Genomic DNA, 26,964 nt, shown 5'->3' with positions numbered 1-26,964 from the left:
CGTTCGCGCAGCGCCGCAAGACCCTGCGGGCCGCCCTCGCCGGCTGGGCCGGCGGCGCCGACCGGGCCGCCGCCGCGCTCACCGCCGCCGGCGTGGACCCCGGCGCGCGCGGGGAGTCCCTCACCGTCGAGCAGTTCGCCGCCGTAGCCGCGTCGGCTCCGACCGCCGCACCGGCCGCCCAGTAGGCTGACGCGCGTGACCGAGGCGTGGGAACCGGACGACGATGACGACCAGCGGCCGCGCGGAGCCAGCGGCCCGGTCCGGGTACGCGTGCCCGCCAAGGTCAACCTGCACCTCGGGGTGGGCCCGCTGCGCCGCGACGGCTACCACGAGCTGAACACCGTCTACCACGCGATCTCCATCCACGACGAGCTGACCGCCCGCCGGGGCGACACCCTCGCCCTGACGATGGAGGGGGAGGGCGCGGGCGCGTTGGCCCTGGACGACACCAACCTGGTGATCCGGGCCGCCCACGCCCTCGCCGCGTACGCGGGCGTCCCCGCGCACGCCCGGCTGCACCTGCGCAAGCAGATCCCGCTCGCCGGGGGCCTGGCCGGCGGCAGCGCCGACGCCGCGGCCACCCTCGTCGCCTGCGACGCGCTCTGGGGCACCGGCCTGTCCCGCGACGAGCTGGCCGGGATCGCCGCCGGCCTCGGCTCCGACGTGCCGTTCCTCATCCACGGCGGCACCGCGCTCGGCACCGGCCGGGGCGAGGCGGTCAGCCCGGTGCTGGCCCGCCCCACCTCCTGGTACTGGGTGGTCGCCCTCGCCGACGGCGGGCTCTCCACCCCCGCCGCGTACGCCGAACTCGACCGGCTCCGCGCCGCCGGGGCCGCCGGCCCGCCGCTGGGCAGCACCGACGCCCTCCTCGCCGCGCTGCGCCAGCGCGACCCCCGGGTGCTCGCCGCCACCCTCGGCAACGACCTCCAGGACGCCGCCCTCGCCATGCGCCCGTCCCTGGCCGCCACCCTGAAGGCCGGCGAGGCCGCCGGGGCGCTCGCCGGCATCGTCTCCGGCTCCGGCCCGACCTGCGTCTTCCTCGCCGCCGACGCCGCCGACGCCGAGCGGATCGCCGCCGAGCTGGACGCGGCCGGCGTGTGCCGGGAGGCGCGCGTCGCGCACGGGCCCGTGGCGGGCGCCCGGATCGGCTGAGCCGCACCACCCCGACGCCCGCCGGAGCGGGCGGAGTCTCCGCGTACCCTTGAAGCAGGCGTCCCCAGGTGCCCGCCGGCACCGGGACGCCTTGATCATGAAAGGTGAGGTCGTGGCCAACATCGTCAACCTGGACCGGGTGTCCAAGGGGTACGGCGCGGCCGGGCCGCTGCTCACCGACGTCTCCCTCGGCCTCGACGACGCCGACCGGATCGGTGTCGTCGGGCTCAACGGGGCCGGCAAGTCCACCCTCCTGCGGCTGCTCACCAAGCAGGAGGAGCCCGACGACGGCCGGGTCACCCACCGGCGCGACCTGCGCGTCCTCTGGCTGCCGCAGACCCTCCAACTCGCCCCCGAGGCCACCGTCCGGGACGTGGTGCTCGGCACCGCCTGGCTCGGCGAGGGCATGGGCGCCGAGCACGAGTGGGCCGGCGACGCCGGGGTCCGGGCCATCCTCGACGGCCTCGGCATGCCCCACCTCGGCCTCGACGCGCCCGTCGGCCCGATGTCCGGCGGCGAGCGCCGCCGGGTCGCGCTCGCCGCCCTGCTGGTCCGCGACTGCGACCTGCTGATCCTCGACGAGCCCACCAACCACCTCGACGTCGGCGGCGTCGACTGGCTGGCCCGGCACCTCGTCGGCCGCAAGGGCGCGCTCGTCGTGGTCACCCACGACCGGTGGTTCCTCGACGCGGTCTGCACCACCACCTGGGAGGTCGCCGACCAGACCGTCCGGGCCTACGAGGGTGGCTTCGCCGCCTGGACGCTGGCCCGCGCCGAGCGGGAGCGCGTCGCCGCCGCCACCGAGGCCCGCCGGCAGAACCTCCTGCGCAAGGAGATCGCCTGGCTGCGCCGCGGCCCGCCCGCCCGGACCTCCAAGCCGCAGTTCCGCATCGACGCCGCCAACGCGCTGATCGCCGACGTGCCGCCGGCGCGCGACACCATGTCCCTGCAACGGCTCGCCACCGCCCGGCTCGGCAAGCAGGTGTACGACCTGGAGCACGTCCGGCTGCACGCCGGCCCCAAGGAGATCCTGCACGACACCACCTGGCACGTCGGCCCCGGCGACCGGATCGCCGTCCTCGGCCGCAACGGCGCCGGCAAGACCACCCTGCTGCGGATGCTCGCCGGCATCACCCGCCCCGACGGCGGCCGGTTCGCCACCGGCTCCACCGTCCGGCCCGCGTTCCTCTCCCAGGAGCTCGCCGAACTCCCCGGCCACCTGCGCGTCCTCGAAGCCGTCGAGGAGGTCGCCCGGCGGGTGCAGCTCGGCGACCGGGAGGTCTCCGCAGCCCAGCTCGCCGAGGTCTTCGGCTTCGACGACCGCCGGCTCTGGACCCCGGTCAGCGACCTCTCCGGCGGGGAGCGCCGCCGGTTGCAGATGCTCCGGCTGCTCGCCGGCGAGCCCAACGTGCTCCTGTTCGACGAACCCACCAACGACCTCGACACCGACACCCTCGCCGCGCTGGAGGACCTGCTCGACTCCTGGCCCGGCACGATCATCGTGGCCAGCCACGACCGGTACCTCATCGAACGGGTCACCGACACCGCGTACGGGATGCTCGGCGACGGCCGGCTCGTGCACCTGCCCGGCGGCGTCGAGGAGTACCTCGCCCGGGCCGGCGACCGGCAGCCCGCCGCGCCCGAGCCGCCGCGCGCCGGGGCGGCCGACGTGCCGGCGGCGGGCGGCATGTCCGCCGCCGAGGCCCGGCAGGCGAAGAAGGAACTCGCCCGGCTGGAACGCCAGATCGCCAAGCTGGAGCAGAAGGAGGCGGCGCTGCTCGACCAGCTCGCCGCGAACGCCACCGACTACGCCCGGGTCGCCGAGCTGGACGGCCAGCTCAAGGACGTCCGGGCCGAACGGGAACAGGTCGAGGAGACCTGGCTGGCCCTCGCCGAGCAGGTGCCCGGGGGCTGAACGGGCGGCACGCAGGGGTTGAGCAGGACCCCGGGTGGGGGGTGTGCGGCGTCACAGCCCGCCGTGCGGGACAATTGCGAGGACCCCTCACCCGCACGGTCTTGGAGACTCAGACATGGCCCACACCCCCGTCAACCACCCCGCGCGGCCGATCTACCGGGCGATCGGCGGGCTCGTTGGTCTGTACTTCCTGGTCTTCGGGGTGCTCGGCATCATCGCCAGCGCCGGCAACGACGTCTTCGCCCAGGATGACACCAAGGTGCTCGGCCAGGGGACCAATCTCGGTTTCTCGGTGCTCACCATCCTGCTCGGCATCGCGATCATGGCCGGCACCGTGATCGGCCGCAACCTCGACGTCGCCATCAACCAGTGGCTGGCGTACGCGCTGCTCGTGCTCGGCCTGGCCGAGCTGGCCTTCCTGCAGACCGACGCGAACGTCCTCAACTTCACCGTCATCACCGTCATCGTGGTGCTGACCCTCGCCATGGTGCTCCTGATGGCCGGCATGTACGGCAAGGTCGGCAGCGACGAAGAGAACGAGGCCTGGCAGAAGGCCCGGCTCGTCCTCTGACTCCCCTGATCTCCCGGTGACGGAGCGCGGGTCGGCGGCTGCCGGCCCGCGCTCCGGCGGTTCGGCCCGCGCCCGACGCCCGATCGGGCGACAATCCTTCCGAGTGGCAACAATCGGACGGAGGGGTCATGCCGCACTTTCCGGTCAACCACCCGGCGCGCGCGCTCTACCGGGTCCTCGCCGGGGTCATCGGGCTCTACATCCTGCTCTTCGGCGTCTGGGGGGTCTTCGAGACCTGGGGCGAGGGGCTCTTTGCCCGGGGCAGCCACTGGGTCCTCGGCCTGCGCACCAACCTGGCGTTCTCGCTCGTCTCCGTGGTCTTCGGGATCGTGCTCATGGTCGGCGCCTCCCGGCGCACCAACCTCGGCCACTACATGAACCTCACCGCCGGGGTGGTCTTCCTGGTCACCGGCGTCCTGATGATGGCGTTCCTACAGACCGACGCGAACTTCCTCAACTTCTCGATGTCCACCGTCATCGTGTCGCTGCTGTTCGGGCTGGTGCTGCTCGCCACCGGCCTCTACGACCGGGTGGGCACCTCCGAGCACGCCGAGGCCGAGGAACGCCGCCGCCGCTCGCCCCTCGCCGACGCCGGGGGTCGCTGACCGCCGCGCGACCCCCTCGGAGGTGCGGTCAGCGGCCCCGGGCGGTGATCAACGTCGGCTTCGCCTCCAGGTGCGACAGCCCGTTCCAGGCCAGGTTGACCAGGTGCGCGGCCACCGTCTCCTTGCGCGGCCTGCGCACCTCCAACCACCACCGCCCCGTCAACGCCACCATGCCGACCAGGGCCTGCGAGTAGAGTTCGGCCAGCTTCGGGTCGTACCCCCGGGTCTTGAACTCCGCCCCGAGGATGTGCTCGACCTGGTGCGCGACGTCGTTCATGACGCTGCTGAAGTTGCCCGTCGCCGACATCAGCGGCGACTCCCGCACCAGCACCCGGAACCCGCTGGTCTCCTCCTCGATGTACCCGAGCAGGGCCATCGCCGCCTGCTCCAGCAGCTCGCGCGGGTGGCCGGCGGTCAGGGCCGTGGTGATCCGGTCCAGCAGGGCGCGGACCTCCCGGTCCACCACCACCGCGTACAGCCCCTCCTTGCCGCCGAAGTGCTCGTAGACCACCGGCTTGGAGACCTTCGCCCGGGCCGCCACCTCCTCGATCGAGGTCGCGTCGAAGCCGCGCTCGGCGAAGATCTGCCGGCCGATCGAGATCAACTGCTCGCGCCGCTGGGCCGCCGACATCCGTACCCGGGACGCGGGCTTGCCCGAGGCCGCCGGCAGCGCGCGCCGCCCGCCCGTGCCGCCCTCGCCGCCCGCACCGTCTGCCATGTCGTCACCTCGCCGGCGCTCGGTGACGCCTGTCGTCGAATGGATGCCGCCGCGGCTCGCGCCGCCCGGCCATCCTGCCAGCCGGCCGCCGGCGCGGCAGCCCGCGCGGGCCAACCGCCGGCCCGGCGACCCACATGAGCCAACCGTGGGCCGGTAGCCCGAGCGGGCCAACTGTCGGCTCGACGGCCCGAGCGGGCGGCGAGCGCCGGCCGGACCGCGCGAAACGCGCCGCCGGGCCTGCCCATCGTACGGCGACCGGCCGCACCGGCCGGGCGGGTGCGAGCGCCACCCACTGGACCCGACGGGGCCCCCGCTGTCGTATCGGCGTTCTAGCCTGCCGCCCATGACCGACCCGCTGGCTGCCGAGGCCCGTCGCCTGCGCACCGACGAGCAGCTCAGCGTCCGGGAGATCCGCGACCGGCTGGGCATCGGCCGCAACCGGGCGTACGAGCTGCTCCGGGGGGTGCCCGCGCCGGAGCGGACCCGGCGGCCCAACGCGAAGGACGACCTCCGGGCGGAGGCGGTGGAGCTGCGCGCCGAGGGCCGGTCGATCAACGACATCGCGCGCCGGCTCGGGGTGGCGAAGTCGACCGCGTACCAGTGGGTGCGACACCTGCCGCTCGACCCGGACGACGCGACCGCGCAGCGCCGCCGGGCACACGCGAAGCAGATGACCGAGGCCCGGTGGGCGGCCCACAACCGGGCCCGCGAGGCCCGCCGGGCCGAGACGCAGCAGCGCGCCGCGCGGGAGGTCGGGTCCGTGGACCGGCGCGATTATCTGCTTCTCGGCGCGGCGATCTACTGGTGCGAGGGCGCCAAGTCCAAGCCGTGGCGTCCGCAGGACCGCCTGCAGTTCATCAACAGCGATCCGGGCCTGCTCGCGCTCTTCCTGCGGTTCCTCGCCGAGTGCGGGGTCGCCCGTGACGTGCCCGGCTACCGGCTGAGCATCCACGAGTCGGCCGACGTCGACGCGGCGCAGCGGTGGTGGGTGGGGCGGCTGGGGCTGCCGGCCGAACGCTTCGGACCGGCCGTGCTGAAACGGCACAATCCCGCGACGGTCCGGCGCAACACCGGAGAGGACTACCGCGGGTGTCTGATGATCACGGTGCCACGCAGTCGCGAGCTCTACTGGCGGATCGAGGGTATGATCACCGAGCTGTTCCGCTCGGTGGGCGGCGCGCCGGACGGGATCGATGTGCCGCTACGCTGAGCCGACGAGCGATGGGGTGTGGGGTAACGGCAACCCGCAGGCCTTTGGAGCCTTGAGCTCCTGGTTCGAATCCAGGCACCCCAGCTCGCGTCCGCTGCCGAAGTATGCCGGCATTTGTCTGGGCGGATGGGGATCGCCGGCATTGCGTGGATAGCATGGCCGCGAGACTGTCGCCGTCCCGACGGGAGCCACGTCGTGCCCCAGCCCCACCCCCGCACCGTCGTCGTGCTCGCCGCCGGTGAGGGCAAGCGGATGAAGTCGGCGCTGCCCAAGGTGCTGCACCCGCTGCTCGGCCGCACCCTGCTCGGCCACGTGCTGACCGCCGCCGGCCCGCTCGCCGCCGACCGGACGGCGGTCGTCGTCGGCCACGGCGCCGAGCAGGTCCGGGCGCACCTGGCCGAGGTCGCCCCGGACGCCGTCCCGGTGCTCCAGGCCGAGCAGCTCGGCACCGGCCACGCGGTGCGGATCGCGCTGGACGCCGTGCCCGACGCCGCCGGGACCGTGGTGGTGATCAACGGGGACGCGCCGCTGCTGCGGCCCGAGACGGTCGTCGCGCTGGTCGACGCGCACGAGACCGCCGGGGTCGCGGCCACCGTGCTGGCCGCCGAGGTGCCCGACCCGACGGGGCTGGGCCGGATCGTCCGCGACGCCGGGGGCGGGCTGCGGCAGATCGTCGAGGAGCGCGACGCCACCGCCGAGCAGCGCGCGCTGCGGGAGATCAACGCCGGCATCTACGCGTTCGACGCGGTGCGGCTGCGGGAGGCGTTGGGCAAGCTCTCCACCGACAACGACCAGGGCGAGGAGTACCTGACCGACGTCTTCGGCCTGCTCGTCTCGGCCGGCGAGCCGGTGGCGGTGCATCTGGCCGCCGACCACGTCGAGACGCTGGGCTGCAACGACCGGGTCGAGCTGGCGGCGCTGCGCCGGCTGCTGCGCGACCGGGTGAACGAGCGCTGGATGCGCGCCGGCGTGACCATCCTGGACCCGGCGACCACCTGGATCGACGTGACGGTGGCGGTGGACCGGGACGCGGTGATCGACCAGAACACCCAGCTACGGGGCGGCACGGTCGTCGGCGCGGAGGCCGTGGTCGGCCCGGACGTGACGCTGATCGACACGGTCGTCGGCCCCGGCGCGACCGTGCTGCGCAGCCACGCGGTCGACGCCGAGGTCGGGCCGGGGGCCAGCGTCGGGCCGTACGCGTACCTGCGGCCGGCGGCGAAGCTGGCCGAGAAGGCCAAGGTCGGCACGTTCGTCGAGGTGAAGAACTCCGAGGTCGGCGCGGGCGCGAAGGTGCCGCACCTGTCGTACGTGGGTGACGCGACGATCGGGGCGAAGGCCAACATCGGCGCGGCGACGATCTTCGTGAACTACGACGGGGTCAACAAGCACCGCACCACCGTCGGGGAGGCGGCGTTCATCGGCTGCGACACGAGCCTGATCGCGCCCGTGGAGGTGGGCCCGGGTGCGTACGTGGCGGCGGGCAGCGCGATCAGCCAGGACGTGCCGGCGGGCGCGCTGGGGGTGACCCGCGCGCCGCAGCGCAGCATCGAGGGCTGGGTGGCCCGCAAGCGGGCCGGCACCGTCTCGGCGGAGGCGGCCGAGCGGGCCCGGGGGGCTGCGACGGATGCGGCGGAGGGTGCGTCCGGGGCGCAGTGAGCCGCAAGGGAAGGTGAGGCAATCCACGGGGGTGCCGAGGCGGTGGGACGACCGTCCGGCAGGGGAGATACTGCAACCGAACGCCGGCCCACACCGCAGCCGGGTTACCACCGACCAACGGGAGCAGACGAGCCCATGGGCAGCATCGTCGCCGAAAATCGCAAAAGCCTGATGCTCTTCTCCGGGCGGGGCTTCCCGGAGTTGGCCAAGGAGATCGGCGAGGTGCTCGGCGTCGCGCCGACGCCCGCCGACGCGTACGATTTCGCCAACGGCGAGATCTTCGTACGGTACAAGGACTCGGTACGTGGCTCGGACGCCTTCGTGGTGCAGTCCGTCACGCATGGGGTCAACACCTGGGTCATGGAGACCCTCATCATGGTCGACGCGCTGAAGCGTGGGTCGGCGAAGCGGATCACGGTCGTCCTGCCGTTCTACCCGTACTCGCGACAGGACAAGAAGCACCGCGGCCGGGAGCCGATCTCGGCGCGCCTGGTGGCGGACCTGCTCAAGACGGCGGGCGCGAACCGCATCCTCACGGTCGACCTGCACACCGCGCAGATCCAGGGCTTCTTCGACGGCCCGGTGGACCACCTCTTCGCGATGGACATCCTGGCCGAGTACGTGGAGCGGAAGTTCGCGGGCCGGCCGATGACGGTGGTGGCGCCGGACTCGGGCCGGGTGCGGGTGGCGGAGCGGTGGACCGACCGGCTGGGCGGCTGCCCGCTGGCGTTCATCCACAAGACCCGGGACCCGCTCAAGCCGAACCAGGTGGTGGCGAATCGGGTGGTCGGCGAGGTCGAGGGCCGGGTCTGCCTGATCGTCGACGACATGATCGACACGGGCGGCACGATCGCCAAGGCCGCCGACATCCTGCGGGAGGGCGGCGCGGCGGACATCGTGGTGGCCTCGACCCACGCGCTGCTGTCGGACCCGGCGACGGAGCGGCTGAAGAACAGCCCGATCAGCGAGGTCGTGGTGACGAACACGCTGCCGCTGCCGCCGGAGAAGCAGCTCGACAAGATCACGGTGCTGTCGATCGCGCCGCTGCTGGCGCGGGCGATCCGGGAGGTCTTCGACGACGGGTCGGTGACGACCCTCTTCGGCGGCCTGAGCTGACGTCGGCCCGTACGCGCCGGCCGTCGTCCCAAGGTCGGCGCGTACGGGGGCCGGAGCTCCTTCCGCCGCCGTGATCGGGCGCTCCGCCCCGTTTCCCTGGGCTTTTTCGCTCCTGGGGCCGGGGGAGGCGGGGACTGCCGGCAGGGGCGTATTTCGCTCGGGTAGACTGCTCAGGTTGCCACGGCGAGGGTGCCCGGCGGGCCGCTGAAAGGCGCCGCACGGGGCACCGTGATCGACGCGGTGCTCCGGGCAGTCGTTCATGACGCATGAGCCCCTGCGAGCCCCTCGCCCCAGCACCGCCAGACGACAAGCCGCCGCAGCGAAAGCATCAGGAGTTTTCCCGTGTCCGAGGTAAAGATCAGCGCCGAGCCCCGTACCGAGTTCGGCAAGGGTGGTGCCCGTCGTACCCGCCGGGCCGGCTTGGTGCCCGCCGTGCTGTACGGCCACGGCGAGAAGCCGAAGCACATCGCGCTGCCCGCGCGCGAGTTCGCCGCCGCCATCCGCAAGGGCGGCGCCAACCAGCTCTTCGCGATCGAGGTCAGCGACGGCACGCAGGTGCTCGCGCTGCCGAAGGCGATCCAGCGTGACCCGATCCGGGACAGCTTCGAGCACATCGACCTGCTGCTGGTCCGCCGGGGCGAGCAGGTCACCGTGGACGTCCCCGTCCAGCTCGTCGGTGAGGCCGCGAAGGACACCCTGATCGTGCACGACCACGACACCCTCTCGGTGACCGCCGACGCCACGAAGGTGCCGGAGCGCCTGGAGGCGTCGATCGAGGGCCTGGAGGCCGGCACCCAGGTCACCGCCGCCGACGTGGAGCTGCCCGCCGGCGTCGAGCTGGCCGCCGACCCGGAGTCCCCGGTCGCCTCGGTGACCGCCGCGCCGACCGCCGAGCAGCTCGAGGCCACCCTCCCCGAGACCGAGGAGGCCGCCGAGGAGGCCGAGGCCGGTGTCGGCGAGGAGACCGCCGAGGTCGAGGCCGCCGAGGGCGAGCAGGCCGAGCAGAAGACCGAGGCCTGATCGGTCCGCGTTTCCGTGCGGCAGGCGCTCCCGGTGTCCGGGGGCGCCTGTCGGCGTATCGGGCCGTGGCCGGACGCCGCCGGGCGCGGCGCGGCGGTGAGAGCGGGAGGGGCGTGGCGTGACGGACGAGGCGGGGCCGTGGCTGGTGGTCGGCCTGGGCAACCCCGGTCGGGAGTACGCCGGTAACCGGCACAACGTCGGCTTCATGGTGGCCGACCTGCTGGCCGCCCGGCTGGGCGGGAAGTTCGGCCGGCACAGGCGGGCGGTGGCCGAGGTCGCCGAGGGGCGGCTCGGTTTCGGCGGGCCGAAGCTGGTGCTGGTGAAGCCGCTGACGTACATGAACCTCTCCGGTGGGCCGGTGGCCGGGCTGGCGCAGTTCCACAAGGTGCCGCCGGGGCGGGTGATCGCGGTCCACGACGAGCTGGACATCCCCTACGGCCAGGTGCGGCTCAAGTGCGGCGGGGGCGAGGGCGGGCACAACGGCCTGCGCTCGATGTCGAAGTCGCTGGGGTCGAAGGAGTACGTCCGGGTGCGGTTCGGCGTCGGCCGCCCGCCGGGGCGGCAGGACCCGGCGGACTACGTGCTGTCGGACTTCTCGTCGGCGGAGCGCAAGGAGTTGGAGTTCCTGGTCGACCGGGCGGCGGACGTGGTCGAGTCGGTGGTCGTGCGGGGCGTGGAGCCGACGCAGAACCTGTACCACGGGGCGTGACCCGGCCGGGGTGTACGCGGGGCGCGGTCGCGCGGTCGGTAGTCTGCGCCTTTCGGGGCCGTGGCCGGCGACGTCGCGGCGGGGCGACGGGAGCGAGTGGTGGGCGGTCCGGCTGGTGCCGACGGGCTCGGCGGGGGCGAGGGGCGCCGCCGTGGTGACGGGGTCGACGCGTACGTCCACGCGGGTGGCCGGTACGAGTGGGACTCGGCCGCTCCGGTGGCTGTGGCGACGGCCACCGGTCTGCATGCTTCCCGGATCGACGGTTCTGCGCTGAGATACAACGAGGCGGATCCCCGCCTGCCCGACCTGCTGGTCTGTCGCGAGGATCTCGCCCCCCGGTTGCTTGCAGCGCCGCAGAGGCATTCCGGGTAGCCTGAGCGTTCTTCTTCACAAGTCCGACCGGAAAGGTCTGGAATCCATGAGCGGAGCCGAGCGAATCGAGGCCCTGTCATGACCACCCCCGCCGCGTACCGGGTCTCGCACCTCGACGCCCTCGAGGCGGAGAGCATCTTCGTGATGCGTGAGGTGGTTGCGGAGTTGGAGCGGCCGGTGCTGCTGTTCTCCGGCGGCAAGGACTCGATCGTCATGTTGCGGTTGGCGCAGAAGGCGTTCGCGCCGGGGAGCATTCCGTTTCCGGTGATGCACGTGGACACCGGCCACAACTTCCCGGAGGTTCTGGAGTATCGCGACCGCCGGGTCGGTGAGCTGGGTCTGCAGTTGATCGTCGCGTCGGTGCCGGAGGCGTTGGGTCGGGGCCTGGTGCGGGAGTCCGCTGACGGGATGCGGAACCGGATCCAGACGCCGGTGTTGTTGGACGCGGTGGAGAAGCACCGGTTCGACGCGTTGTTCGGTGGGGCGCGGCGGGACGAGGAGAAGGCGCGGGCGAAGGAGCGGGTGTTCTCGTTCCGCGACGAGTTCGGGCAGTGGGATCCGAAGAACCAGCGGCCGGAGTTGTGGTCGTTGTACAACGGTCGGCATCATCCGGGTGAGTCGATCCGGGTGTTCCCGTTGTCGAACTGGACCGAGTTGGACGTGTGGCACTACATCGCCCGGGAGCAGGTGGAGTTGCCGTCGATCTACTTCGCCCACGACCGTGAGGTGGTCTCCCGGGACGGGATGTTGTACGCGGTCAACGAGTTCTTCACCCCCCGTGCGGGTGAGGAGCCGTTCGTGGCGCGGGTGCGGTACCGGACGGTCGGCGACGCGTCGTGCACGGCCGCGGTGCGGTCGGAGGCGGACACGGTGGCGGCGGTGATCGAGGAGGTGGCCGCGACGCGGGTCACCGAACGCGGCGCGACCCGGGGAGACGACCGGGTCAGTGAGGCGGCGATGGAGGACCGTAAGCGGGAGGGGTACTTCTGATGAGCACCGACATGCTGACCGGCGAGACCGAAACCGAGGCCGGGGCCGGGGCCGGGGGTGGGGGTCGGCCGATGGATCTGTTGCGGTTCGCCACGGCCGGCAGCGTCGACGACGGTAAGTCCACGTTGATCGGCCGGTTGTTGTACGACACGAAGTCGTTGTTCACCGACCAGTTGGCCGCGGTGGAGGCCGTCAGTGCGGCGCGGGGTGACGAGTACACGAACCTGGCGTTGCTGACCGACGGGCTGCGGGCCGAGCGGGAGCAGGGCATCACCATCGACGTGGCGTACCGGTACTTCGCCACGCCCCGGCGCAAGTTCATCATCGCCGACACCCCCGGGCACATCCAGTACACCCGCAACATGGTCACCGGCGCCTCCACCGCCGACCTGGCGTTGATCCTGGTCGACGCCCGTAAGGGCCTGGTCGAGCAGTCCCGGCGGCACGCGTTCCTGTGCTCGCTGCTGCGGGTGCCGCACCTGGTGCTGTGCGTGAACAAGATGGACCTGGTCGACTGGTCGCAGGAGGTGTTCGAGTCGATCGCCGACGAGTTCACCGCGTTCGCGGCGAAACTCGACGTCCCCGACCTGACGGTGGTGCCGATCTCCGCGCTGCGCGGGGACAACATCGTCACCCGGTCGGAGAACATGCCCTGGTACGAGGGGCCGTCGCTGCTGCACCACCTGGAGCGGGTGCACATCGCCTCCGACCGGAACCTGGTCGACGTGCGGTTCCCGGTGCAGTACGTCATCCGCCCCCAGTCCACGACCGTGACCGACTACCGCGGCTACGCCGGTCAGGTCGCCTCCGGCGTCCTCAAGCCGGGCGACGAGGTGATGGTGCTGCCGTCGGGGTTCACCTCCCGCATCGCCGCGGTCGAGACCGCCGACGGCCCCGTGGCGGAGGCGTTCCCGCCGATGTCGGTCACCGTCCGCCTCACCGACGAGATCGACATCTCCCGCGGCGACATGATCTGCCGGCCGAACAACGCCCCCGCCGCCACCCAGGACATCGAAGCGATGATCTGCTGGATGGACGAGACCCGACCCCTGCAGGTCGGCGGGAAGTACGCCATCAAACACACCACCCGCACCGCGCGCGCCATCATCCGCGGCCTGCACTACCGCCTCGACGTCAACACCCTGCACCGCGACGAGAACCCCACCGAACTCACCCTCAACGAGATCGGCCGCGTCCGGCTGCGCACCACCATCCCCCTGCTCGCCGACGAGTACCGCCGCAACCGCACCACCGGCGGCTTCGTCATCATCGACGAAACCACCAACCGCACCGTCGGCGCGGGAATGATCGTCGAAACCTCCTGACACCACCGCCGCGCCCCGCCCGGGGGCGTTAGGAGGGGCCCCTTCCTATACCGAATGCGTTAACAGGGGGCCCTTCCTTACAAGCGGTGGGCGCCGGGGGCGGGGGTGGCCCGGTGGAAGCGGGGGGTCCGGTAGCCGCGTTCGGCGTAGGCCGACGCGACGGCGTCCGCCGTCGCGTCGGCGCGGGCGGCGTCGACCAGGGCGAGGACGCAGCCGCCGAAGCCGCCCCCGGTCATCCGGGCCCCGTACGCCCCGGCCGCCAGCGCCGCCTCGACCGCCGTGTCGACCTCCGGCACGGTGATCTCGAAGTCGTCGCGCATCGAGGCGTGCGAGGCGGTCAGCAGCGGGCCGACGTCGCGGATCCGGCCGGCCCGCAGCAGCTCGACGGTGTCGAGCACCCGCTGGTCCTCGGTGACGACGTGTCGGACCCGGCGGCGGGTCTCGTCGTCGTCGAGCCGGGCGAGGGCCGCGCCGAGGTCGGCCGCCGGCACGTCCCGCAGGGCGGGCACCCCGAGCAGCTCGGCGGCGGACTCGCAGGCGGCGCGGCGGGAGGCGTACTCGCCGTCGGCGTGCCGGTGCGGGGCCCGGGTGTCGACGACCAGCACGGCCAGGCCGGCGGCGGCCAGGTCGAACGGGATGTGCTCGACGGCCTCGGTGCGGCAGTCGAGGAACAGGGCGTGGCCGGCCCGGCAGCGGATCACCGCCGACTGGTCCATGATTCCGGTGGGCGCGCCGACGTAGGCGTTCTCGGCCCGCTGGGCGAGCCTCGGGAGCTGCTCGGCGGTCAGCTCCAGCCCGCCGAGGTCGACCAGGGCGGCCAGCACGGCGGCCTCCAGGGCGGCGGAGGAGGAGAGCCCGGAGCCGACCGGCACGTCGGAGGCGACGGCCAGCCGCGCGCCGGGCACGTCGTGGCCGGCCTCGCGCAGCGCCCAGACCACCCCGGCCACGTACGCGGCCCAGCCGGTGACCCGGCCCGGCGCGGCGACCTCGTCCGCGCCGAACTCGGCGGGGTGCTCGGAGAACTCCGAGCAGACGCTCCAGCGTGCGCCGTCGCGCGGCGCGGCGGCGACGACGGTGCGCAGCGGCAGGGCGAAGGGCAGCACGAAGCCGTCGTTGTAGTCGGTGTGCTCGCCGATCAGGTTGGCCCGGCCGGGGGCGGCCCAGCGGCCGGCGGGGGGCTCGCCGTACCGGTGGAGGAAGCCGGCGGCGGCGCGGCCGGCGACGTCCCTGCCCGGGTCCGCCGGGGCGGGGTCGGCGACCTCCCCGGCCCGGTCGGTCACGGGCGCTCCAGGACGTGGGCGCGGTAGAAGGCCCAGGCGTCGCCGACCATGTCGTGCAGGGTCGGCTTCTCGGGCACCCAGCCCAGCTCCTCGCGGGCCAGCGCGGAGGAGGCGACCAGTTCGGCCGGGTCGCCCTCGCGGCGGGGGGCCACCTCGACGGGCAGCGGGTGGCCGGTGACCTCGCGGACCACGTCGGCGACCTGCCGGTTGCTGAACCCGGCGCCGTTGCCCAGGTTGTAGACGCGGTGCCGGCCGGGCGTGGTGGCGGTCAGCGCCAGCAGGTGGGCGCGGGCCAGGTCCGCGACGTGGATGTAGTCGCGCACGCAGGTGCCGTCGACGGTGGGATAGTCGTCGCCGAAGAGCTGGAGCTTCTCCCGCCGGCCGGCGGCCACGTCGAGGGCGATCGGGATGAGGTGGGTCTCGGGGTCGTGCCGCTCGCCGATGGCGAGGTCGCCGCGCAGGTACGCCCCGGCGACGTTGAAGTAGCGCAGCGAGACGGCGGCCAGGCCGTGCCCGATCGCCTCGGAGGTGAGCGCCATGTCGACGGCGAGCTTGGTGGCCCCGTACGTGTTGGTGGGGGCCGTGACGGCGGTCTCCGGGATGGGCAGCTCGGTCGGGTTGCCGTAGACGGCGGCGGTGGAGGAGAAGACGAGCCGGGGCACGCCGGCGGCCCGGACGGCGTCGATCAGGGCGAGCGAGCCGACGGTGTTGTTCTGCCAGTACAGCTCGGGCCGGACCATGGACTCCCCGGCGGCGATCAGGGCCGCGAAGTGCAGCACCCCGTCGAAGCCCGCCCCGCGGGTGAGCACCCGGGCGGCGTCGTGGACTGGCGCGTCGACCCAGGTCGCCTCCGGGGCGAGCGCCTCCCGGTGCCCGGTGCGCAGGTCGTCGAGGACGACCACCTCGTGACCCGCGTCGAGCAGCATCCGGGTCACCACGCTGCCGATGTAGCCGGCACCGCCGGTGACGAGCAGTTTCACGTCCGGTCCTCCCGCCTGGCCGCGCCTTTGCCGCGACCGTTCGTGGTCACCCTACGGCCGTGGGAGGTGGCGGCGCGCCGCGTCGCCCCGGCACGGTCCGCCGTGACCGACCGGCTCCGCTCCGTGCCGGTGTGCTGTGCGGGGCCCCTCGGGGGCCCTACCATCTACTGTCATGCGGGAGGCGGGCAATCCCGGGCCCCGGCGACGGCCGCCGGGGCGGGCCCGACGCGAGCCGGGGCCACTGGCGCGCGCCGTGGCCCGGCTGGTGGTCCGGGCCGCCGACGGCGCGACCCGGCTGGTCACCGACCTGCTCGGGGCCAGCCCGGCGGAGGGCCGGGAGCGGATCAGCGAGGCGGACCTGCGGGACCTGGTCGCCGCCAACACGGTCATCGACGCCGACGAGCGGCGGATCATCGACGAGGTGCTGGTCGCCGGGGCGAGCTTGGTGCGCGAGGTGATGATGCCCCGCACCGAGGTGGCGTTCCTCTCCGCCGGGCTGACCGTCGCCGAGGCGGAGCGGCTGGTGCTGGCCGAGACGCACACCCGGTACCCGGTGGTCGACGGCACCCACGACGACGTGGTCGGCTTCGTGCACCTGCGCGACGTGCTGCTGCGCCCCGATCTCGACCCGCGCACCACGGTCGGCGAGCTGACCCGCGAGGTGAAGCAGCTCCCCGGCAGCAAGCGGGTGCTGGCCGCGCTGACCGAGATGCGCCGGGAGGGGCACCACCTGGCGGTGGTGGTCGACGAGTACGGCGGCACCGCCGGCATCGTCACCTGCGAGGACCTGATCGAGGAGCTGGTCGGCGAGATCCACGACGGGCGCGACGGGCCCTGGGGGCCGGCGCTGGCCGGGCTGCCCGCCGTGGTCGACGGCCGGCTCAACCTCGCCGACTTCGCCGAGCGCACCGGGGTCCGGCTGGCCCCCGGCCCGTACGAGACGGTCGGCGGGTACGTGATGGCCGCGCTGGGCCGGCTGCCGGTCGCCGGGGACGAGGTGCCGGTAGTCCCCGGCCCGCACGACGACGGCGCGCCGCCGGGCGGGTGGCTGCTGCGGGTGCTCGCGCTGGAGGGGCGCCGGGTGTCCCGGCTCGCGGTCGCCGCAGTGCGGCTGCCCGAGCCGCGGCGCGAGGTGAGCGCCCCGGTGGGGGCGGTGGAGGGCCGACCCGCCGGCCCGTCATGACGTACGCCGGGGGTTGCTGACACAATTGCCGCCATGTCCGACGTACCCGCCCGCCCCCGCGTCTTCTCCGGCATCCAGCCGACGGCTGACTCGTTCCACCTCGGCAACTACCTGGGCGCGGTGCGGCACTGGGTGGCGTTGCAGGACACCCACGACGCCTTCTACTGCGTGGTGGACCAGCACGCCATCACCGTCGGGCACGACCCGAAGGTGCTCCGGCGGCGCTCCCGGACCGCCGCCGCGCAGCTCCTGGCCGTCGGCGTCGACCCGGAGCGCAGCACCCTGTTCTTCCAGTCGCAGGTGCCCGAGCACGCGCAGCTCGCCTGGGTGCTCGGCTGCATCACCGGCTTCGGCGAGGCCGGCCGGATGACCCAGTTCAAGGACAAGTCGCAGAAGCAGGGCAGCGACCGGGCCACCGTCGGCCTTTTCACGTACCCGGTCCTCATGGCCGCCGACATCCTGCTCTACCGGGCCGACGCGGTGCCGGTGGGGGAGGACCAGCGCCAGCACCTGGAGCTCTCCCGCGACCTGGCGCAGCGGTTCAACAACCAGTTCGGCCGCACGTTCACGATCCCCGCGCCGCACATCGTGAAGGACACCGCGAAGATCACCGACCTGCAGGAGCCGACGGCGAAGATGTCGAAGTCGTCGTCCTCGCCGGCGGGCATCATCGAGCTGCTGGAGGAGCCGGCCCGCTCGGCCAAGAAGATCCGCTCGGCGGTCACCGACACCGGCCGCGAGATCGTCTTCGACGCCGAGACCAAGCCGGGCGTGTCCAACCTCCTCACCATCTACTCGGCCCTGACCGGGCGGAGCATCGACGACCTGGTGGCCGCGTACGCGGGCAAGGGGTACGGCGACCTGAAGAAGGACCTCGGCGAGGTGGTCCGGGAGTTCGTCACGCCGATCCAGGAGCGCACCCGGGCGTACCTGGACGACCCGGCGCAGCTCGACAAGCTGCTGGCGGGCGGCGCGGAGCGGGCCCGCGCGGTGGCCTCGGCGACGATCCGGAAGGTGTACGAGCGGGTCGGGTTCTTCCCGCCGGTCCACGGATAGCCGGCGCGGGCGGGTACGGGCGGGACGGGTCGGCGGCCGGAGGGGTGGCGCGGAGCGTGGAGCGCAGGGACGGGGCGCCGGAGGCCGGCGACACCATACAGATCGGGATCGCCGTGGACATCCCGGAGCCGTGGGGCGGGATGCTCACCCGGCGGCGGGCGGAGGCCGGCGACGCCCTGGTGGTGCCCGCGCACGTGACGCTGCTCGGCCCCACCGAGATCCCGTCGGCCGCGCTGCCGGCGGTCGAGCGGCACCTCGCCGCCGTGGCCGCCGCCCACCTGCCGTTCACCCTGCACCTGCGGGGGACCGGCACGTTCCGCCCGGTGACCCAGGTGGTGTTCGTGGCGGTGGCCGCCGGGATCAGCGAGTGCGAGCTGCTCGCCGCCGCGATCAACGCGGCCCCCGAGCTGCACCGGGAGACCCGCTTCCCGTACCACCCGCACGTCACCGTGGCGCAGGACGTCGCGCCGGAGGCGCTGGACCGGGTGTACGAGGACCTGGCGGACTTCTCGGCCATGTTCGAGGTGGGCTCGTTCACCCTCTTCTCGCACAGCGGCGCGACCCGGTGGCAGCCGCGCCGCGACTTCCTCCTCGGCGGCTGATCCGGCGGGCCCTCGGCGCGTCGGCGACGCATCGGCGAGGATGACGGCGTGAACCTGATCGGGCGGATCGAGGCCAGCGTCGACCGGCGGGTGTCCGCCGCGCGCCGCCGGTGGCGGACGTTCGACCACGTGTGGCGGGCCGGGACGCTCTACGCCGACCTGCTCGCCGGGCGGCTGGCGGCGGCCATCGCGTACTACGGGTTCTTCGCGGTCTTCGCGCTCGCGCTGGTCGCGTACTCGGTCTTCGGGGCGATCCTGGAGGACAACCGGGAGGTCAGCCGGGCGGCGGACGACTTCCTCGCGGAGAACCTGCCCTTCCTCGACCCGGAGCAGATCGCCCGGAGCAGCGGCACGGTCGGGGTGGTGGGGCTGGTCATCCTGGTCTTCACCGGGATCGGCTGGGTGGAGGCGATCCGGTCGTCGCAGCGGCTGCTGTACGGGCTGAACCAGCAGCCCGGCAACCTGGTGGTGCGGCGGCTGGTCGACCTCGGCGTGCTGCTGCTGGTGTTCGTGATGCTGGGCATCTCGGTGGCCGCCGTGGACGCGCTGGAGTCGCTGCTGCGCTTCCTGCTGCGCAGCACCGGCTCGGCGGGCCTGACGGTGGTGAGCGCGGTGCTCAGCGTGCTGGTCAACGCGGTGCTGGCGACGGCGCTGCTGGTGGTGGTGCCCCGGTTGCGGATGAGCCGCCGCCGGCTGCGCCCGGTGGTGCTCCTCGTCGCCGTCGGCATCACACTGCTCAACACCGTCGGGCGGTACTACGTGGTGCGCACCGAGCGGAACCCGGCGTACACGGTGGTGGCGGGGGCGGTGGGGGTGCTGCTCTACCTGTACCTGCTCAACCAGCTCGTCCTCTTCGGCGCGGCGCTCGCCGCCACCAGCCCGTACGGCCGGGTGGTGGACCTGGCCGAGGGTCCCGCGCCGGCCGACCTCGACGCCGACACCGACCCGGGCGCGCCCGGGGGAGCGGGATGACGATCCGACGGCTGAACAGCGGGCAATTAGGGCAAATGCCGCACCGTCGAACGTGAGAACCGACCATGATGGGCGCGTGGGCGCTCTCGTGACGTTGGACCTGCCGGACGACTCGCCGATGCTCGGCCTGCCGTGGATCATCACCTTCGGGCCCCTCGGCGACGCCGACGAGTGGGAGCCGGTGGTCTGCGGCCCGTACGAACGGCCGCACGCGCTGGCCCTGGCCGAGGCGGTGGTGGCCGAGGAGCAGCTCATGGCGGTGGTCGAGCCCCTGGTGCCCGCCCTGTCGCCCGACGAGGTCCGTGGCGAGATCGCCGCCGCCCAGGTCGCCGCCGAGGACGAGGCGGCCCGGATCGAGGCGGCCGACCTCTACGGCGACTTCGACGACGTGATCGACGACGAGCTGGAGGCCGCCGAGGTCGACGAGCACCCCGGCCCCCGCCCGGCCCCGGACGAGGCCGAGCTGCGCGCCGGCTTCGCCCGGATCGCCCGGCTGCTCACCGAGCGGGGGCGCTGAGGCCCCAGACGGCTCGTCGGCTTCCCGACCCGCCCGCCGCGAGGGGCGGAAGAACCCAGCCGCCCGTCGGCGCGGGGCACGACGGGCGACCGGGGTTGCTGGCGGATTACCCGGCCGAGGGCCGGTCGAACCACGCTGCGGCGTCGACCGGTAGGACGTGCCCGGTGCCCTCCTCGGTCAGCTCGGCGCTGGCGGCGACCGGCCGGCCGTACCCGTCGATCAGGACCGGGGCGTCGCTGATGTTGACCACACAGGTCAGCTCCGCGCCGCCGCCGTCGCGGCGGAAGGCCAGCACCCCGGGGCCGGCGCTCTCCAGCCAGGTCACGCCGCCGGCGTCGCGGGCGAGCGCGGGGTGCTCGCGCCGGACGCGCAGCGCAGTGCGGTACAGCTCCAGGGTCGAGCCGGGCACCCCGTCCTGGGCGGCGACGGAGAGGGCGGCCCAGGTGGCGGGGGCCGGCAGCCAGCCCGGTCGCCCACCGTCGGGCCCGAAGCCGTACGGGGGGAGCTGGCCACCCCACGGGATCGGCACCCGGCAGCCGTCCCGGCTCTCGCCGGTGCGCAGGAACGACGGGTCCTGGCGCAGCTCGTCGGGGAGGTCGAGCACCTCGGGCAGGCCCAGCTCCTCGCCCTGGTAGACGTACGCGCAGCCGGGCAGGGCGAGCATCAGCAGGCTGGCGGCGCGGGCCCGGCGCAGGCCGACCTCGCCGTCGCCGTACCGGGTGACGTGCCGCTGCTTGTCGTGGTTGGACAGCACCCAGGTGGTGGGCGCGCCGACGATGGTCGCCTCGGCCAGCGCGGTGTCGACGACCTTGCGGAACGAGTCGGCCGACCAGGTGGCGTCGAGGAAGTCGAAGCTGAACGCCTGGTGCAGCTCGTCCGGGCCGATGTAGCGGGCCAGTCGCTGCGGCGTCTCGGCCCACGCCTCGGCGACCGCCATCCGGCCGCCGGGGTAGCTGTCCAGGATGGGCCGCCAGGCGCGGTAGATCTCGTGCACCTCGTCCTGGTCGAAGTACGGCAGGCGGCCCTTGCCGAGCAGCTCCGACTGGCGTCGACCGGTGGTCATGGTGTTGAAGCCGACGTCCGGCAGCCCCTCGGCCTTGATCATGCCGTGGGCGACGTCGATGCGGAACCCGTCCACGCCCCGGTCGAGCCAGAAGCGCAGGACGTCCTCGAACTCGGCGCGGACCTCGGGGTGCCGCCAGTTCAGGTCGGGCTGGGCGGGGTCGAACAGGTGCAGGTACCACTGGCCGTCGGGCACCCGGGTCCAGGCCGGGCCGCCGAAGATGCTCTCCCAGTCGTTCGGCGGCAGCTCGCCGTGCTCGCCCCTGCCGTCGGCGAACAGGTAGCGGGCCCGCTCCGGCGAGCCGGGGCCGGCGGCGAGCGCGGCGGCGAACCACGGGTGCCGGTCGGAGGTGTGGTTCGGCACGATGTCGACGATGAGCCGCAGGCCGAGGGCGTGCGCGTCGGTGATCATGGCGTCGAAGTCGGCGAGCGTGCCGAACATCGGGTCCACGTTGCGGTAGTCGGCCACGTCGTAGCCGCCGTCGACCATAGGCGAGGTGTAGAAGGGGGTCAGCCAGAGCGCGTCCACCCCGAGGTCGCGCAGGTACGGCAGGCGCTCGCGGATGCCCTGGAGGTCGCCGACGCCGTCCCCGTCGGAGTCGGCGAAGCTGCGGACGTAGACCTGGTAGACGACCGCGGAGCGCCACCAGTCGGCGTCGGAGGTCAGCGGCGGGGGGTTGCTGGCGGTCATGCAGAGCAGGATGCCGCCCGGTTGCTGCAAGAGTCAAGCAGGATTTGCGCAAGAAATGACGCCGCCGGAGATGACGCCGGTCGAGTGGCTCAGGCGGAGACGGCGAGCGCCGAGGGGGACGGGCGCTGCGGGGCCGGGCCGCCCGCCGACCCGCCGCCCTGGCGGGCCACCGCCGTGGAGCCGCGCACCACCAGCTCGGGCTGGAACAGGTACTCCGAGTGCGGCGCGGCGTGCCCGTTGATCTCGTCGACCAGGGCCCGGACGGCGGCCACCGCCATCGCGGCCACCGGCTGGCGCATCGTGGTCAACGGCGGGTCGGTGAACGCCATCAGGGGCGAGTCATCGTACCCGACCACCGACAGGTCGCCCGGAACGGACAGGCCGCGCTGCCGGGCCGCCCGGATCGCGCCGAGCGCCATCAGGTCGGAGCCGCAGACCAGGCCGGTCACACCGCGCTCCAGCAGCCGCCCGGCCGCCGCCTCGCCCCCCTCCACCCCGAACAGGGTCAGCTCCGCCAGCTCGGCCAGCTCCGCCTCGGACGGGCCGACCAGGCGACCCATCGCGGCCCGCCAGCCCGCCACCCGGCGCTGCACCGGCACGAACCGGTCCGGGCCGGTGACCAGGCCGATCCGGCGGTGCCCGAGGGCCACCAGGTGGGCGACGGCCAGCTCGGTGGCCTCCCGGTCGTCGCAGGAGACGAAGGGCGCCGCGATGCCCGGGACGTACCCGTTGATCATGACGACCGGCAGCGGCCGGGCGATCAGCGCGCGGTAGCGGTCGTGGCTGGCGGCGGTGTCGGCGTGCAGCCCGGAGACGAAGACGATGCCGGAGACCTGGCGGTCGAGCAGCATCTCGACGTACTCGTCCTCGGTGACCCCGCCGGGGGTCTGGGTGCACAGCACCGGCGTGAACCCGCTCTGCGCCAGCGTCGACTCGATCACCTGCGCGAACGCCGGGAAGATGGGGTTGTCCAGCTCCGGCACCACCAGCCCGACGAGGCCGGCGCTGCGCTTGCGCAGCCGGGCCGGGCGCTCGTAGCCGAGCACGTCCAGGGCGGTGAGGACGGCCTGCCGGGTCTCGGGGGCCACGCCGGGGCGATCGTTGAGCACCCGCGACACCGTGGCCTCGCTGACTTCGGCCTGTTGGGCGATGTCGGACAGTCGAGCGCGCATGGCCGCACTTTAGCCCACGGCCAACTTCTTGCGTACGCTGCTGCAAGAGCTTCCATTTACTGAAACCCCTTGCTAACGTCGCCGCAACACGCGCAACGAGCGGCGCAGGCAGTTCGGCGCCGGCAGCAGGAAACAACGACGTTCCCCCTGGCGGGCCGCCCCTACCCCGACGGCGCCGCCGTGACGACAGGAGTACCGATGCGCATCCGTACCGCGGGTGTGGTCGCCGTCCTCGGCCTGGCGCTGGCCGCCTCGGGCTGTGGTGGCGGCGACGACGACAGCAGCACGCCGGCGGCGAAGGAGTCCGCCGGTGCCGCCGGCGGCAAGCTGGTGATCTGGGCCGACGACAAGCGGACCGCCGCCCTGAAGCCGTTCGCCGAGAAGTTCGGCCAGGACAACGGCGTGACCGTCGAGGTCCAGGCCGTCTCCAAGGACCTTCAGACCAACTTCGTCACCGCCTCGCAGCAGGGCAGCGGCCCGGACGTGGTGGTCGGCGCGCACGACTGGATCGGCAACATGGTCCAGAACGGCGCCATCGAGCCGGTGCAGCTCGCCGCCGAGCAGAAGGCCGCGTTCAACGAGACCGCGATCAAGGCCGTGACCTTCAACGGCCAGCTCTACGGCGTGCCCTACGCGCAGGAGAACCTGGCGCTGATTCGCAACACCGACCTGGCCCCCGAGGCGCCGAAGACGATCGAGGACCTGGTCGCCACCGGCAAGAAGCTCAAGGCCGAGAAGAAGGTCACCGAGACGCTCTGCCTCCAGGTCGGCCAGAACGGCGACGCCTACCACATCTACCCGCTGTACACCTCGGGCGGCGGCTACCTCTTCGGCACCGGCGCCAACGGGGACTACGACCCGAAGGACCTGGGCGTGGGCAAGCCGGAGTCGATCGAGGCGTTCAAGAAGATCGGCGCGCTCGGCGAGAAGGGCGAGGGCGTGCTGAAGCGCTCCATCGCCGACACCAACTCGATCGCCACCTTCACCGGCAAGAAGTGCGCCTACCTCGCCTCCGGCCCGTGGGCCACCGTCGACGTCAAGAAGGCCGGCATCTCGTACGACATCTCCCCCTTCCCCGGTTTCGCCGGTGGCAAGGAGGCCCAGCCGTTCGTTGGCGTCCAGGCCTTCTACGTGGCGGCCAAGGGCAAGAACAAGGCCCTCGCCCAGGAGTTCGTGGCGAACTACACCACCAAGCCGGAACTGGCCGTGGCCCTGTACAACGCCGAGCCGCGCCCGCCGGCGCTGACCGCCGCGCTGGACCAGGTCAAGGGCAACGACCCGGACCTGGTGAAGTTCACCGAGGCCGGCAAGAACGGCCAGGTGCTCCCGGCGATCCCGGCCATGGCCGCGATCTGGGACCCGTTCGGCAAGGCCGAGGCCGCCGTCATCGGTGGCGCCGACCCCGCCAAGACGATCACCGCCGCCGGCAAGACGATCTCCGGTCAGATCAAGTAATGAGCGCGAAGCTGTCCGGCCCGGGTTCCGCCACACGGAACCCGGGCCGGGAGCCCGCCGGCTCCGGGCTCCCGCGCACCCCCCGCACTGCGCGGAACGACGCGTCGGTCACCGTGACCGGCCTCGCCGTCAAGGTGGTCCTGCTCGGCCTGGTCATCGGCATCGCGGTCTGGGCGGCCTTCCCGCTCGTCGAGGCCGCCAACTGGGTGGGGCTGGGGCTGCTGGCCGCCACCACCGCCGGGCTCTGCTACCTCTACCTCACCCGCCGGCACATCCCGGCCAAGTACCTGGTCCCCGGCACGCTGTTCCTCATCGCCTTCCAGGTCCTGCCGGTGCTCTACACCGCGAGCACCGCGTTCACGAACTTCGGCGACGGCCACCGCGGCAGCAAGGACGACGCGGTCGTCGCCATCCAGACCGCGTCGGTCAAGCAGGTGCCCGGCTCGACCGAGTACGCCCTGTCGATCGCCACCGAGGGCGCCCCGGCCACCGGCCCGCTGGTCTTCCTGGTCACCGACCCGAACACCGGCACGGTCTCCGCCGGGGACGCCGGCGGGCTGCGCCAGCTTCCCGCCGCCGACGTGACCGTCGCGCCGGGCGGGAAGGTCACCGCCGCCGACGGCTACACGGTGCTCAACTTCGGCCAGGCCAGCGCCCGCAGCCAGGAGATCACCGACCTGGTGGTGCCGACCCCCGGCGGCGCGCTGCGCTCGTCGGGCCTGTCCCGCGCCTACGAGGGCAAGGCGATCCGGGCGTACGACGCGGGGTGCGACTGCATCCGCGACACCGAGACCGGGAAGACGTGGAAGGCCGACGAGTCCACCGGCGCTTTCGTCGCCGCCGACGGCGAGCGCCTCGCCCAGGGCTGGAAGGTCACCGTCGGCCTGTCGAACTTCACCCGGGTGCTCACCGACGAGAACATCTCCGGGCCGTTCCTCGGCACGCTGATCTGGAACTTCGCCTTCGCGATCGGCTCGACCGGGGGCACCTTCCTGCTCGGCATGTTCATCGCGCTGGCGCTGCACTCGCCCCGGATGCGCGGCACCAACTTTTACCGGGTGCTGCTGATCCTGCCGTACGCCATGCCGTCGTTCGCGATGCTGCTGGTCTGGCGGGACATGTTCAACACCGACTTCGGCCTGATCAACAACCTGTTCGGGCTGGGCGTCGACTGGTTCGGGCACGACTGGACCGCCCGCTTCGCGGTGATCCTGGTGCAGCTCTGGCTCGGCTACCCGTACATGTTCCTGGTCGCCACCGGCGCGTTGCAGGCGATCCCCAGCGAGCTGACCGAGGCCACCGCCGTCGACGGGGCCTCGCCCTGGCAGACGTTCCGCTCGGTCACCCTGCCGCTGCTGCTGGTCGCGCTCTCCCCGCTGCTGATCTCGTCGTTCGCGTACAACTTCAACAACTTCAACGCGATCTACCTGACCACCGAGGGCGCGCCCTTCCCGGCGGACAACCCGACCAACGGCGCGACCGACCTGCTGATCACCTACACCTACCGGCTGGCGTTCGGCGCGCAGGGCGCGGAGTTCGGCTTCGCGGCGGCGATCTCGCTGTTCATCTTCACCATCGTCGCGGTGGTGTCCGCGGTGAGCTTCCGGCGCACCCGCAAGCAGGAGGAGGTGTACTCGTGACCACCCGCACCGAGGCCCCCGGCCGGCGGCGCAACCGCTGGTTCGCCCGGGTCGGCTGGCGGCACCTCGTCGGCGTGCTCGGGGTGCTGTTCAGCCTCTTCCCGATCGTGTTCGTGCTCTCCGCGGCGCTCAACCCGCTGGGCACCCTCTCCTCCACGGACCTGGTGCCCACCGAGGGGGTCTCCTTCGGCAACTTCGGCGAGCTGTTCGAGCGCACCGCGTTCGGGCGGTGGTTCCTCAACTCGCTGCTGATCGCCGGGGTCGCCTCGTTCGCGTCGGTCTTCCTGTCCTCGCTGGCGGCGTACGCCTTCTCCCGGATGCGCTTCCGGGGCCGGCGGGTCGGGCTGCTGTCGCTGCTGCTGATCCAGATGTTCCCGCAGTTCCTGGCGATCGTGGCCATCTTCCTGATCTTCGGCACGATCACCGACCTGTGGCCGTCGATCGGCTTCAACACGCCGTGGGGCCTGCTGCTGCTCTACCTCGGCGGCGCGCTCGGCGTGAACACCTGGCTGATGAAGGGCTTCTTCGACACCCTGCCCCGGGAGCTGGACGAGTCGGCCACGGTGGACGGCGCCAGCCACGCCCAGATCTTCTTCCGCATCATGCTGCCGCTGGTGGCGCCGATCCTGGCGGTGACGGGCCTGCTCGCCTTCATCAGCACCGTCAACGAGTTCCTGATGGCGAACGTCTTCCTGACCGACACCGACTCGAAGACGCTGGCCGTCGGCATGTACGGGATGCTCCAGGGCAACGAGCGCAACAACAACTTCGGGATCTTCGCGGCGGCGACCCTGTTCACGGCGGTCCCCACGGTGCTGGTCTTCCAGTTCCTCCAGCGCTACATCGTCTCCGGCCTCACCGCCGGGGCGGTGAAGGGCTGAGCCTCCCCTCGGCTCGCACCGGCTGAGCCTCCTCGGCTCGGGCGTCGCGGCCGGTCACCCGACCGGCCGCGACGGCCCCGCTGCGGCAAGGGCGTCGGCGTTCGGCGACGT

Annotated in this window: 23 protein-coding genes, 1 tRNA gene and 3 pseudogenes; 22 read left to right on the top strand and 5 right to left on the bottom strand. The window is 73.0% G+C overall.

Annotated elements, in window-relative coordinates; translation table 11 throughout:
* The 5 genes and pseudogenes from LPU43_RS09515 to LPU43_RS09495 all read left to right on the top strand — a co-directional run.
* Positions 1-185 (top strand): annotated as a pseudogene (locus LPU43_RS09515) (16S rRNA (adenine(1518)-N(6)/adenine(1519)-N(6))-dimethyltransferase RsmA); the annotation flags it as partial.
* Between the two features lie 10 nt (positions 186-195).
* Positions 196-1,152: a 4-(cytidine 5'-diphospho)-2-C-methyl-D-erythritol kinase gene (locus LPU43_RS09510; protein WP_229399865.1), complete on the top strand. Its 957-nt coding sequence runs from the start codon at positions 196-198 to the stop codon at positions 1,150-1,152.
* A 112-nt stretch (positions 1,153-1,264) separates the two neighbouring features.
* Positions 1,265-3,067: an ABC-F family ATP-binding cassette domain-containing protein gene (locus LPU43_RS09505; RefSeq protein ID WP_229399864.1), complete on the top strand. Its 1,803-nt coding sequence runs from the start codon at positions 1,265-1,267 to the stop codon at positions 3,065-3,067.
* A 115-nt stretch (positions 3,068-3,182) separates the two neighbouring features.
* Entirely contained in the window at positions 3,183-3,638 is a 456-nt protein-coding gene (locus LPU43_RS09500; RefSeq protein ID WP_229399863.1) for a DUF4383 domain-containing protein, read from the top strand.
* Positions 3,639-3,766: 128 nt separating this feature from the next.
* The gene (locus tag LPU43_RS09495; protein ID WP_229399862.1) at positions 3,767-4,243 is read left to right on the top strand and encodes a DUF4383 domain-containing protein; all 477 of its coding nucleotides are present in this window, start codon (positions 3,767-3,769) and stop codon (positions 4,241-4,243) included.
* Between the two features lie 28 nt (positions 4,244-4,271).
* Here LPU43_RS09495 and LPU43_RS09490 read toward each other — a convergent pair whose 3' ends face one another.
* Positions 4,272-4,961, bottom strand: coding sequence for a TetR/AcrR family transcriptional regulator (locus tag LPU43_RS09490; protein WP_229399861.1), 690 nt, complete (start codon positions 4,959-4,961; stop codon positions 4,272-4,274).
* Positions 4,962-5,304: 343 nt separating this feature from the next.
* On the opposite strand from LPU43_RS09490, the gene LPU43_RS09485 reads away from it, so the two are divergent.
* From LPU43_RS09485 to LPU43_RS09445, 9 genes and pseudogenes are all read left to right on the top strand, one after another.
* Complete coding sequence (locus LPU43_RS09485; protein WP_229399860.1) at positions 5,305-6,171, top strand: helix-turn-helix domain-containing protein; 867 nt, start codon at positions 5,305-5,307, stop codon at positions 6,169-6,171.
* A gap of 12 nt (positions 6,172-6,183) precedes the next feature.
* Positions 6,184-6,255: transfer RNA gene (locus LPU43_RS09480), tRNA-Gln, on the top strand.
* A 111-nt stretch (positions 6,256-6,366) separates the two neighbouring features.
* A pseudogene (gene glmU, locus LPU43_RS09475) lies at positions 6,367-7,911 on the top strand (bifunctional UDP-N-acetylglucosamine diphosphorylase/glucosamine-1-phosphate N-acetyltransferase GlmU); the annotation flags it as partial.
* A gap of 54 nt (positions 7,912-7,965) precedes the next feature.
* Positions 7,966-8,946, top strand: a complete 981-nt coding sequence (locus LPU43_RS09470) for a ribose-phosphate diphosphokinase (RefSeq protein WP_229399911.1) — start codon at positions 7,966-7,968, stop codon at positions 8,944-8,946.
* A 342-nt stretch (positions 8,947-9,288) separates the two neighbouring features.
* On the top strand, positions 9,289-9,966 hold the full coding sequence (locus LPU43_RS09465; protein WP_229399859.1) for a 50S ribosomal protein L25/general stress protein Ctc: 678 nt from the start codon (positions 9,289-9,291) through the stop codon (positions 9,964-9,966).
* A gap of 118 nt (positions 9,967-10,084) precedes the next feature.
* The gene (pth, locus tag LPU43_RS09460) at positions 10,085-10,675 is read left to right on the top strand and encodes an aminoacyl-tRNA hydrolase (protein WP_229399858.1); all 591 of its coding nucleotides are present in this window, start codon (positions 10,085-10,087) and stop codon (positions 10,673-10,675) included.
* A gap of 109 nt (positions 10,676-10,784) precedes the next feature.
* A pseudogene (locus tag LPU43_RS09455) lies at positions 10,785-11,047 on the top strand (3'(2'),5'-bisphosphate nucleotidase CysQ); the annotation flags it as partial.
* Positions 11,048-11,125: 78 nt separating this feature from the next.
* A complete protein-coding gene (gene cysD, locus LPU43_RS09450; protein WP_229399857.1) occupies positions 11,126-12,037 on the top strand; it encodes a sulfate adenylyltransferase subunit CysD in 912 nt (303 codons plus the stop codon).
* 14 nt (positions 12,038-12,051) lie between these two features.
* Complete coding sequence (locus LPU43_RS09445; protein ID WP_373321679.1) at positions 12,052-13,362, top strand: sulfate adenylyltransferase subunit 1; 1,311 nt, start codon at positions 12,052-12,054, stop codon at positions 13,360-13,362.
* Between the two features lie 77 nt (positions 13,363-13,439).
* Here LPU43_RS09445 and galK read toward each other — a convergent pair whose 3' ends face one another.
* Both galK and galE read right to left on the bottom strand, forming a co-directional pair.
* Positions 13,440-14,642 carry a galactokinase gene (gene galK / locus LPU43_RS09440; protein WP_229399856.1) on the bottom strand — a complete coding sequence of 401 codons (1,203 nt, stop codon included), beginning with the start codon at positions 14,640-14,642 and terminating at the stop codon, positions 13,440-13,442.
* The gene (galE, locus tag LPU43_RS09435) at positions 14,639-15,622 is read right to left on the bottom strand and encodes a UDP-glucose 4-epimerase GalE (RefSeq protein ID WP_255684414.1); all 984 of its coding nucleotides are present in this window, start codon (positions 15,620-15,622) and stop codon (positions 14,639-14,641) included. The genes galK and galE overlap by 4 nt, the downstream gene beginning before the upstream one ends.
* A 172-nt stretch (positions 15,623-15,794) precedes the next feature.
* On the opposite strand from galE, the gene LPU43_RS09430 reads away from it, so the two are divergent.
* The 5 genes from LPU43_RS09430 (at position 15,795) to LPU43_RS09410 (ending at position 19,952) form a co-directional block, all read left to right on the top strand.
* A complete protein-coding gene (locus LPU43_RS09430; RefSeq protein WP_229399855.1) occupies positions 15,795-16,805 on the top strand; it encodes a hemolysin family protein in 1,011 nt (336 codons plus the stop codon).
* A gap of 33 nt (positions 16,806-16,838) precedes the next feature.
* The gene (gene trpS / locus LPU43_RS09425; RefSeq protein WP_229399854.1) at positions 16,839-17,861 is read left to right on the top strand and encodes a tryptophan--tRNA ligase; all 1,023 of its coding nucleotides are present in this window, start codon (positions 16,839-16,841) and stop codon (positions 17,859-17,861) included.
* The gene (locus tag LPU43_RS09420) at positions 17,858-18,463 is read left to right on the top strand and encodes a 2'-5' RNA ligase family protein (RefSeq protein WP_229399908.1); all 606 of its coding nucleotides are present in this window, start codon (positions 17,858-17,860) and stop codon (positions 18,461-18,463) included. The genes trpS and LPU43_RS09420 overlap by 4 nt, the downstream gene beginning before the upstream one ends.
* Before the next feature lie 48 nt (positions 18,464-18,511).
* Positions 18,512-19,435 carry a YhjD/YihY/BrkB family envelope integrity protein gene (locus LPU43_RS09415; protein WP_229399853.1) on the top strand — a complete coding sequence of 308 codons (924 nt, stop codon included), beginning with the start codon at positions 18,512-18,514 and terminating at the stop codon, positions 19,433-19,435.
* Positions 19,436-19,511: 76 nt separating this feature from the next.
* Positions 19,512-19,952, top strand: a complete 441-nt coding sequence (locus LPU43_RS09410) for a hypothetical protein (protein ID WP_229399852.1) — start codon at positions 19,512-19,514, stop codon at positions 19,950-19,952.
* A 106-nt stretch (positions 19,953-20,058) separates the two neighbouring features.
* Here the strand turns inward: LPU43_RS09410 and LPU43_RS09405 are convergent, their stop codons facing one another.
* Both LPU43_RS09405 and LPU43_RS09400 read right to left on the bottom strand, forming a co-directional pair.
* Positions 20,059-21,705: a glycoside hydrolase family 13 protein gene (locus LPU43_RS09405; protein WP_229399851.1), complete on the bottom strand. Its 1,647-nt coding sequence runs from the start codon at positions 21,703-21,705 to the stop codon at positions 20,059-20,061.
* 89 nt (positions 21,706-21,794) lie between these two features.
* The gene (locus tag LPU43_RS09400) at positions 21,795-22,877 is read right to left on the bottom strand and encodes a LacI family DNA-binding transcriptional regulator (protein ID WP_229399850.1); all 1,083 of its coding nucleotides are present in this window, start codon (positions 22,875-22,877) and stop codon (positions 21,795-21,797) included.
* 198 nt (positions 22,878-23,075) lie between these two features.
* On the opposite strand from LPU43_RS09400, the gene LPU43_RS09395 reads away from it, so the two are divergent.
* Genes LPU43_RS09395 through LPU43_RS09385 form a run of 3 tightly spaced genes read left to right on the top strand, consistent with a single transcriptional unit; the run spans position 23,076 to position 26,853 of the window.
* A complete protein-coding gene (locus LPU43_RS09395) occupies positions 23,076-24,332 on the top strand; it encodes a sugar ABC transporter substrate-binding protein (RefSeq protein WP_229399849.1) in 1,257 nt (418 codons plus the stop codon).
* Positions 24,332-25,972 (top strand): ABC transporter permease subunit, encoded by a 1,641-nt coding sequence (locus tag LPU43_RS09390; RefSeq protein WP_229399848.1) that lies wholly within the window; start codon positions 24,332-24,334, stop codon positions 25,970-25,972. Before LPU43_RS09395 ends, LPU43_RS09390 begins: the two co-directional genes overlap by 1 nt.
* On the top strand, positions 25,969-26,853 hold the full coding sequence (locus LPU43_RS09385) for a sugar ABC transporter permease (RefSeq protein WP_229399847.1): 885 nt from the start codon (positions 25,969-25,971) through the stop codon (positions 26,851-26,853). Before LPU43_RS09390 ends, LPU43_RS09385 begins: the two co-directional genes overlap by 4 nt.
* Positions 26,854-26,964 lie beyond the last annotated feature (111 nt).

The organism is Micromonospora okii, assembly GCF_020884795.1.
GTDB lineage: Bacteria > Actinomycetota > Actinomycetes > Mycobacteriales > Micromonosporaceae > Micromonospora > Micromonospora okii.
The sequence above is the reverse complement of the archived record's forward strand: the minus strand, read 5'-3'. Positions and strand labels throughout refer to the sequence as shown.

Coding starts and splice junctions, on each gene's coding strand:
- LPU43_RS09500 (WP_229399863.1), top strand. CDS start 3,183: ATGGCCCACACCCCCGTCAACCACCCCGCGCGGCCGATCTACCGGGCG.
- LPU43_RS09495 (WP_229399862.1), top strand. CDS start 3,767: ATGCCGCACTTTCCGGTCAACCACCCGGCGCGCGCGCTCTACCGGGTC.
- LPU43_RS09490 (WP_229399861.1), bottom strand. CDS start 4,961: ATGGCAGACGGTGCGGGCGGCGAGGGCGGCACGGGCGGGCGGCGCGCG.
- LPU43_RS09485 (WP_229399860.1), top strand. CDS start 5,305: ATGACCGACCCGCTGGCTGCCGAGGCCCGTCGCCTGCGCACCGACGAG.
- LPU43_RS09470 (WP_229399911.1), top strand. CDS start 7,966: ATGGGCAGCATCGTCGCCGAAAATCGCAAAAGCCTGATGCTCTTCTCC.
- cysD (WP_229399857.1), top strand. CDS start 11,126: ATGACCACCCCCGCCGCGTACCGGGTCTCGCACCTCGACGCCCTCGAG.
- LPU43_RS09430 (WP_229399855.1), top strand. CDS start 15,795: ATGCGGGAGGCGGGCAATCCCGGGCCCCGGCGACGGCCGCCGGGGCGG.
- trpS (WP_229399854.1), top strand. CDS start 16,839: ATGTCCGACGTACCCGCCCGCCCCCGCGTCTTCTCCGGCATCCAGCCG.
- LPU43_RS09405 (WP_229399851.1), bottom strand. CDS start 21,705: ATGACCGCCAGCAACCCCCCGCCGCTGACCTCCGACGCCGACTGGTGG.
- LPU43_RS09400 (WP_229399850.1), bottom strand. CDS start 22,877: ATGCGCGCTCGACTGTCCGACATCGCCCAACAGGCCGAAGTCAGCGAG.
- LPU43_RS09395 (WP_229399849.1), top strand. CDS start 23,076: ATGCGCATCCGTACCGCGGGTGTGGTCGCCGTCCTCGGCCTGGCGCTG.
- LPU43_RS09390 (WP_229399848.1), top strand. CDS start 24,332: ATGAGCGCGAAGCTGTCCGGCCCGGGTTCCGCCACACGGAACCCGGGC.